Origin of the sequence: Kocuria cellulosilytica (assembly GCF_040981245.1) — a bacterium.
Classification (GTDB): domain Bacteria; phylum Actinomycetota; class Actinomycetes; order Actinomycetales; family Micrococcaceae; genus Kocuria; species Kocuria cellulosilytica.
The window spans coordinates 1-625 of record NZ_JAVFWZ010000060.1; the positions used below are offsets into that span (position 1 = coordinate 1).

The 625-nt window shown below is 80.0% G+C and carries 1 protein-coding gene; it reads right to left on the minus strand.

Annotated features, from left to right (window positions below):
* Positions 1-625, minus strand: a 625-nt coding sequence (locus RCG67_RS16970; protein WP_368827971.1) for a PP2C family protein-serine/threonine phosphatase, incomplete at both ends; no start/stop codon positions are given.

The window sequence follows — 625 nt, forward strand, 5'->3', positions numbered from 1 at the left end:
CGGCCCGGAACCGGCCAGCCGCCGCACGCCGCCGTCGGCGCCGAGGACCAGTGCCGCGCCGTACCCCGCCAGGACGTAGACGATGGTGCCGCTGCTCGCGTCGAGCGTCGCCGCGAAGGCCGTGACGAAGGCCCCGGTGCCGTCGGCGGCCGCCGGCGCCCCCACCGCCGAGCGCTCGACCGGCCGGCGCCGGGCGCGCCCCGGCCCCGTGGCCCGCAGCAGCGCGTGCAGACCGGAGGCGACCGCCGCGGACGCGGTCCCGGCGCCGAGGACGTCGGCGGCCTCGAGCTGCACCCGCCCGTCCTCGGCGCGCCAGTCGAAGTAGCTGCCGCCGGCCCGCCGGGCCGGTGTGCACCGGCCGGCCAGCTCGTACCCGGGCACCTCCACGGCCCCCGCGGGGAGCAGCACCCGCTGCGCGGCCCCGGCGGCCGCCAGCTCGCCGGTGGCGGCCAGCTCCCGCTCGACGAGCTGCCCGAGCTGGGCGAGGACCTCCTGCTCGTCCGCGCTGAACGCCCGCGGCACGGTGTCCATGATGCACAGCGAGCCGACCCGCTCCCCCGTGCGCGCCCGCAGCGGCTGTCCCGCGTAGAAGCGCATCCCCTGGCGCACCACCGTCGTGTCCGCT